This window comes from Rhizobium sp. RHZ02 (assembly GCF_014851575.1).
GTDB classification, from domain to species: domain Bacteria; phylum Pseudomonadota; class Alphaproteobacteria; order Rhizobiales; family Rhizobiaceae; genus Rhizobium; species Rhizobium altiplani.
In genome coordinates this window covers 1-210 of sequence record NZ_JACUZX010000140.1, presented here as the reverse complement: position 1 = coordinate 210, position 210 = coordinate 1, and the positions used below count along the sequence as shown (strand labels likewise).

The window sequence follows — 210 nt, the reverse complement described above, 5'->3', positions numbered from 1 at the left end:
ACCGTTACCGCAGTCATGCGCCTTTCGGATCCTGGAAGACGCAGACGTTTATCGCTGGCCTCAGATCGCATTCCATGGTCGCGCCATGGATCGTCAACGCACCAATGAATGCCGAGATATTCGAGACCTGGATCGAAACGCAACTCGTCCCAACTCTATCCAAGGGCGACGTCGTGATTGCCGACAATGTTCGCTTCCACAAAAGCGAAA

At 53.8% G+C, this 210-nt stretch carries 1 protein-coding gene; it reads left to right on the top strand.

Features of this window, described 5'->3' with window-relative positions; all coding sequences use genetic code 11:
• Positions 1-210 (top strand): transposase (locus IB244_RS31865; protein ID WP_192307037.1); only part of this gene is annotated, 210 nt, incomplete at both ends.